The following is a 6,309-nucleotide window of genomic DNA, read 5'->3' on the forward strand; positions in this document are numbered from 1 at the left end:
ACTTTCCGGCTCTTCGTCGTTGTGTTCGCAGGCCCTGGGGGCTGCGGTTGGGTGCCTGGCAGCGATAATGGTGAGTTTTTGCCCGGCCTTGCGTTCACCGGTGTGGGCGGAAGAAGTCAATGATGTCGTTGGCGAGGAGTTCGGGTTCTTCGTGGGCGGCGAAGTGGCCGCCGCGGGGCATGCGGGTGTATCTGGTGACGTTGTAGGTGCGCTCGGCCCAACTGCGGGGCGGGTGGGTGAGGTCGGCGGGGAACAGGGCGACGGCAGTGGGGACGTCCGCGCGCTCCACCCGCCGTGTCAGGCCCGTGCCGTACTCGTAGTAGGGCCGGAAGGAGGTTGAAATGGTCTGAGTGAACCAGTAGAGCGATGCCTGCGTCAGGACGAAGTCGTCACTGAACCGGGACGATAGGTCGCCGCCGCAGTCGCTCCATGCGCGGTACTTCTCAACGATCCAGGCGAGCAGCCCAGCGGGTGAGTCGGCCAGACCATAGCTCAGGGTGAGAGGGCGCGTGCTCTGCTCGTGCTGGTACCCGCCCTCCTGCGCGATCCATGCCGCGACGGAATCGAGGTACGCCTGCTCCTGTGGGGTGACACTAGAGGCGTCGTAGGCGGCAGGGGCCGCGACCGACAGCAGGTGGATACCAGCCAGCGCTTCGGGGTGGGCTTCGCCGAGGCGGGAGGTGGTTCCGGCACCAAGATCGCTGCCGTGGGCGGCGTACCGCTGAAAGCCCAGTTCGTCGTGCATGAGCCGGTGCCAGAGTTCATGGGTCTGCGGTGGCGCGGTGAGCGAGCGCCGCTGCGGCGAGAAGGCGAACCCGGGCAGCGAGGGGACGATCACGGTGAACGCGTCGGCCGCGTCGCCCCCGTACCGCGAGGGTGTGGCCAACCGGTCGGCCAGGCCGATCATCTCCAGGAAGGAGCTGGGCCATCCGTTCGTCAGGACGATCGGCAGCGCGCCGGGGTGTTCGCCCTCATAGCGCAGATAGTGGACCGGTGTCCCGTCGATGTCCGCGAGATGAGACGGGAGGGCGTTGATGGCGGCTTCGTGGGTCCGCCAGTCGTAGCCAGAGGCCCAGTAGTCGACAAGGCGCCGCAGCTCTCCCACGTCGGTGCCGGCCTCCCATCCGCCGACGGGCCAGGGAATCGGCCACCGTGTGCGGAGCAGTCGCGACCGCAACTCGTCCAGTTCGGCCTCCGGGACGGTGATCACGGACGTGATAGGGGGCATGACGGCCCTACCCCTCTTCGTGTGGGTTGCTTGAGCCATTCGTAGGGTTGGGTTGCCCGGGCCTCTGAGCGTGGCTGACATGATGTAGCCGTCTTTGTAGCTGAAAGAGATTGGCCGTCCAGGGCTCCGCGACGACGCGGTCGCCCGTTGGAACGCGTGACAAGATCGCTGAGTAGGGACACACCGGCTTGGTCTCCTTCTGGGTGGCCAGTTTCGATCTTTCAACTCGGCGAGTGCACAGTCACCGAAGACCGCGCAGGTCGGCGTTCTCGCTCCGCCTCCCTCTTCTCGCACCTCCGGACGCTGGGATGGCGGCGCACGCAGCCTTGTAGCCGCCGGTCACGGACGTGATCCGTCGGCCGGGCCGAGAGTCTGGACGATCGCGGCCCGCGTCGCCTCGCGCGGTTCCGGGTCCGTCGCCAGCAGGACATTCATGATCATGCCCTTGAGCAGGGCGTCTAGACGCGCGGCAACGTCCGGACCGGTGAATCGGGCCAGCGCGGCCCGGCTGTCCCTCGTCCACGCCTGCGTCAGGACTCGCAGGTCGGGACTGCGAAGCGCGGCCAGATGGAGTTCGAAGCCAAGGACCGCGCTGCGGTACCGAGCAGGCCCGCCGTGCACAAGATCGACCAGGATCTCGACGAACTCCTCGCGTGTCCTGACCACCTCAAGCAGTTCCTCGAACACCGCGGACTGCTGCTCGACGTAGCGGGCGAACGCTTGCGCCCGCAGATCGATCAAGGTGGCGAAATGGTAAGTGATCGATCCCAGCGGCACACCGGCGCTTGCGGCGATGCGCCGATGCGTTGTCCCGGCCGCCCCGTGCTCGGCGAGGACGTCTAGGGCGGCGTCCAGGATGCGCGTTTTGCGGTCGGGGTCGTACCGGCGAGCCCGCCGCCTGCCGCCCGGATCGAGCCCATCACCGGTTGCAGCCCTGGCAGGTTTGCTATTGACAGGGTCCGTCGACGGCGGCTCGATGCGTGACATAAGTACAAAACGTACACTTCATAAGAACAGATGTACGCATCAAGGCCGTCGCCCGTCCTCGGCATCGCAGCCATCGTCCAGAGGCGTTTCCGCTGCACGATGCGGGACGGCGCGACGGCGCGACGGGTTGGGCGTATCGGGCCCGCCCGTGCCGCGGGCGGGCCCGGCAGAGGGTTGGGAGGGTCAGCTGGGCTGACGGGTGGGCATGATGGTGACTTGCTGGAGGTTCGCGCGCGGCGGCAGTGCGGCGATGAAGCCGACGGTTTCGGCGATGTCCTGTGGCGTGAGCCACTGCATCGTCTCCTTGGTGCCTTCAAGCCACTGACGCACGCCGTCGTCGGTGACGTGGCTCTGCAGCTCGGTGCCGACAATGCCCGGTTCGAGCGCCGACACCCGCACATTCTTCGCACCCAGCTCGACGCGCAGATGCCGCGAGAGGTGGGTGACGTAGGCCTTGGTGCCAGAGTAGACGGCGAAGTTGGGGAAGATGTTCTGCGCCGCGACCGACGAGGTGTTGATCAGATCGGACACGCCACGCTCACCGGCGGCCTTGACGAGCTGCGGGGTGAACACGCCGATGACGTTCATGAGTCCGGTGATGTTGAGGTCGATCTGATGCTGCCATTGGTCAACGGCCAGTTCCTCGATCGGGGCGGGCAGCATCACGCCTGCGTTGTTGAACAGCAGATCGGCGTCGCCCATCTCGGAAACCACCCGGTCGGCGGCCGCCTGCACCGACGCGGCATCGGTGACGTCAACGGCGATCGCCAGGGCGGTGCCGCCGTTCTTCTGGATCCGGGAGACGATCTCGTCCAGCCGGTCCGCGCGCCGGGCCAGGACGGCAACGCGCGCGCCCAGGCCGGCCAGGTGTTCAGCCGAGGACTCGCCGATGCCGCTGGAGGCGCCGGTGACGACCGCCACGCGGCCGGACAGGGGCTTGGTCAGGGATTGCGTGGACATGCGGCACCTTTCGAAGGGCGGATGGATCAAGAGCTGGACCGTGGCCGCCGACTGTCGGCCATGCATCCAGCACACCACCCTTGAACTGCGTCCTCGGGCCCTGAACAGGCCCTGAGCAGGAAGGTACCGGGCAGGCAGGTACTGGCGGGGCCACCTTGCCAGGCGTGCGCCTTCCATGGCTTGCCCCACACTGGATGCATGGACCGTAGTAGCGAGATCGCCGACTTCCTGCGCTCCCGCCGCGCCCGGATCACCCCCGACCAGGCTGGACTGGAACAGGACGGCCGCGCCCGGCGGGTACCCGGACTGCGCCGGGACGAGGTCGCCCGCCTCGCCGGCGTGAGCACCGAGTACTACACCCGTCTCGAACAAGGCCGCGCCGGAACTCCCTCCCCGCAGGTCGTCGAGTCCCTCGCACACGCACTCCAGCTCGACCTCGCCGAGCGCGAGCACCTCACCGACCTGCTGGCACGGCCCGCTCCGGCCCGTCGTGCCCCGGCCGCTCCGCAGCGGGTCCGCCCTGGTCTGCACCTCATGTTGCAGACCTTGGAGCATGTCCCCGCCTTCATCCTCGGCCGGCGCACGGACGTCCTGGCTGCCAACCGCCTGGCGCGGGCGGTTCTGACCGATTTCGACGCCCTCCCCGTCCCACAGCGCAATCTCGCCCGTTACTACCTCCTGGACCCGGACGCCCGCGAACGCGTTGGAGACTGGGCACAGGTCGCCGCCGAAACCGTCGCCATGCTCCGCCTCGAAGCAGGCCGCCACCCGCACGACCGGCGGCTCGCCGACCTCGTGGGCGAGCTAACCCTGCGATCACCGGAATTCACCACTTGGTGGAACGACCACCGCGTCCTGCGCCGCACCCACGGCACCAAGCACTACCACCATCCCGTGGTCGGCGATCTCCACTTCTCCTACGAGTCCCTCCAGCCTCCCGGCGACCCCGACCAGACCCTGTGCGTCTACAACGCCGAACCTGGCTCCACCACCGCCGAGGCCCTGCGGCTGTTGAGTAGCTGGACCACTCCCGGACCCAAGGAGCCCACGCCGTCCACGGACGCACGGTGAGCCGCCGCAAAGCCCGGCCCCCCGTTCCCCGGGCCACCGGTTCGAGTCGACCGTCGGGCTAGGAGGCTGGGACAGGGGCCGGGGGCCGAGGACTGGGCGAGAGTCTCCGTCCCGGGGCGATGTGTATCTGTATATCCGCATCCTGCCGCCGGGATCGTCCAGGCTGGTGACACAAGCAGGCAAATCATCTCGGACGGCGTGATCTGTACGGGATGCCCAGCTCGTCCGAGAAGGGGACCGACTGGACGGGCGCGCCACACGAGGGAAGTCTTCGGCGCGCAGTTCGGAGATCAACCGGTCGTCGATGGCCCCGGCGCCGTGCAAGACGCCACACAACGGCCCGGACGCACCGTATAGCGGAACACGCCGTATAGCGGAACCCACCGCGTAGCGGAACCCCACCGCACCCGAACGAAGGCCGCCACCACGGCGGTAGAGTCGATCCGCAGCCTTGCCCGCACAAGATTCCCACTCGGGCCTGCCGAGGGACTGCTGTTGACACTGAGGCTTTTCCAACCTGCCGGGTCGCTCGCCCGGTTCGACTGACAGACGAGTGAAGCCCCTGGTAGATGGGTTTTCGACCAAGAGAACCGTCTCCACCAGAGGCTTCGCATGCTTGTCTACCCGTGTGGCCTGGATGTGTCCAGTTCCGCCCTGCGTTTCCTGGCGGCCCGGCTGCGTGAACACCGTCGCGCACTGGGCACCCGGTGGCGGCGCCCGACCGCAGGCCGCCAAGCCCTGCCCGTCCTCGCGCACCTACGCAATGGCCCCGCCTATGCCCAGCTCGCCGCCGGTTTCGGTGTCGGCACCAGCACCGCCTACCGCTACATCACCGAGGCGGTCGAGCTTCTGGCCGCCCCGGCCCCGACGCTGGCCGAGGCAATCCAAGCCGCATCGCAGAAGGCCTACCTCCTGCTGGACGGCACGCTGCTGCCGATCGACCGGGTCGCCGCCGACCGCCCCTCCTATTCGGGCAAGCATCGCAAGCACGGGATGAACGTGCAGGTACTGGCCGATCCGGCCGGACGGCTGCTGTGGGCCTCACCGGCGTTGCCCGGGGCCGTTCACGATGTCCGCGCAGCCCGCGAGCACGGCATCATCGACGCGCTGACCGGCAACGACCTGGACCGCTGGGCCGACAAGGGCTACCTGGGCGCCGGCGGCACGGCCCTCGTCCCCTACCGCGGCCGGCGGGACCGGCTCTCGGCCGGTCAGCAGGCGGTCAACCGATCCCACGCCAAGACCCGGGCCCTGGCCGAACAAACCGTCGCCACCCTCAAGTCCTGGCGACCGCTGCGCAAACTCCGCTGCTCACCCACCCGCGTCACCAGCCTGCTTCAGGCCACCCTCTGCCTACACCTGGCCAGCTCAGGACGAAGATGAAAAACGCTCACTGTGAGTCGCCAACGAACCCCGTCGCCGCGGCAGAGCCTTCTACTGCCCGGCGTCTTCCCTCACCTCAACACAGCTCAGTGCAGTTCAACGCCGCCCTCCACCCAGCGTCTCCTCACACCTCGACACTCCCCTCCATCCCCGACACGCCTAAGCGCCTCACCCCATCCAGGGCCCCTCCGCACCACAGCACTCACAGCGCTCCCCCAACACCTCAACGCTCCTGAACGCCTCCCTGAGGTTCCCCCCGGAGCACGGCCACCTGGGGTGAGATGGGGTCAGCCGGTCGGCGGTGAGGTGCGGTGTTGCTCCTCGAAGGCGACCGGGCTCAGCATTCCTATGCTGGAATGCCCTCTGAATGGGTTGTACCAGCACTCGATCCATTCAAACATTGCGGCGGCGAGTTCGGCTCTTGTTGACCACTTCTTGGTGTCGAGGAGCTCGAGTTGCATGGTTCCCCAGAACGATTCCATCATCGCATTATCGAAGCAGTCCCCGACCGTGCCCATCGAGCCGAGCGATCCCGCGTCCCGCAGGCGTTTACCGAACGTCCAGGACGTGAACTGCGCTCCGTGGTCGGAGTGCAAGATCGTCGAGTTGGACGATGGTTTGCGGCGGGCGACCGATGCCGCCATCGCGTCGATGACCAGGGTGCTGGTCTGGCGGATATC

The 6,309-nt window shown here is 67.6% G+C and carries 6 protein-coding genes; 2 read left to right on the forward strand and 4 right to left on the reverse strand.

What is annotated here, in order from left to right:
* Positions 1-94: 94 nt before the first annotated feature.
* The 3 genes from E1298_RS18225 to E1298_RS18235 all read right to left on the reverse strand — a co-directional run bounded on the left by E1298_RS18225 (position 95) and on the right by E1298_RS18235 (position 3,175).
* Complete coding sequence (locus E1298_RS18225; RefSeq protein WP_207944701.1) at positions 95-1,228, reverse strand: epoxide hydrolase family protein; 1,134 nt, start codon at positions 1,226-1,228, stop codon at positions 95-97.
* Positions 1,229-1,567: 339 nt separating this feature from the next.
* Entirely contained in the window at positions 1,568-2,215 is a 648-nt protein-coding gene (locus E1298_RS18230; RefSeq protein WP_131894757.1) for a TetR/AcrR family transcriptional regulator, read from the reverse strand.
* Between the two features lie 183 nt (positions 2,216-2,398).
* The gene (locus E1298_RS18235) at positions 2,399-3,175 is read right to left on the reverse strand and encodes an SDR family oxidoreductase (RefSeq protein WP_131894759.1); all 777 of its coding nucleotides are present in this window, start codon (positions 3,173-3,175) and stop codon (positions 2,399-2,401) included.
* A gap of 198 nt (positions 3,176-3,373) precedes the next feature.
* Between E1298_RS18235 and E1298_RS18240 the strand changes: the two genes are divergently transcribed.
* Positions 3,374-4,246 carry a helix-turn-helix transcriptional regulator gene (locus E1298_RS18240; protein ID WP_131894761.1) on the forward strand — a complete coding sequence of 291 codons (873 nt, stop codon included), beginning with the start codon at positions 3,374-3,376 and terminating at the stop codon, positions 4,244-4,246.
* A gap of 612 nt (positions 4,247-4,858) precedes the next feature.
* Positions 4,859-5,629: a transposase family protein gene (locus E1298_RS18245; RefSeq protein ID WP_131894763.1), complete on the forward strand. Its 771-nt coding sequence runs from the start codon at positions 4,859-4,861 to the stop codon at positions 5,627-5,629.
* 287 nt (positions 5,630-5,916) lie between these two features.
* On the opposite strand, the gene E1298_RS18250 is transcribed toward E1298_RS18245, so the two are convergent.
* A partial coding sequence (locus E1298_RS18250) for an integrase core domain-containing protein (protein WP_165975527.1) occupies positions 5,917-6,309 on the reverse strand: 393 nt, incomplete at its 5' end.

Source organism: Actinomadura rubrisoli, assembly GCF_004349215.1.
In the GTDB taxonomy this organism is placed as follows: domain Bacteria; phylum Actinomycetota; class Actinomycetes; order Streptosporangiales; family Streptosporangiaceae; genus Spirillospora; species Spirillospora rubrisoli.

Coding starts and splice junctions, on each gene's coding strand:
- E1298_RS18225 (WP_207944701.1), bottom strand. CDS start 1,228: ATGCCCCCTATCACGTCCGTGATCACCGTCCCGGAGGCCGAACTGGAC.
- E1298_RS18230 (WP_131894757.1), bottom strand. CDS start 2,215: ATGTCACGCATCGAGCCGCCGTCGACGGACCCTGTCAATAGCAAACCT.
- E1298_RS18235 (WP_131894759.1), bottom strand. CDS start 3,175: ATGTCCACGCAATCCCTGACCAAGCCCCTGTCCGGCCGCGTGGCGGTC.
- E1298_RS18240 (WP_131894761.1), top strand. CDS start 3,374: ATGGACCGTAGTAGCGAGATCGCCGACTTCCTGCGCTCCCGCCGCGCC.
- E1298_RS18245 (WP_131894763.1), top strand. CDS start 4,859: ATGCTTGTCTACCCGTGTGGCCTGGATGTGTCCAGTTCCGCCCTGCGT.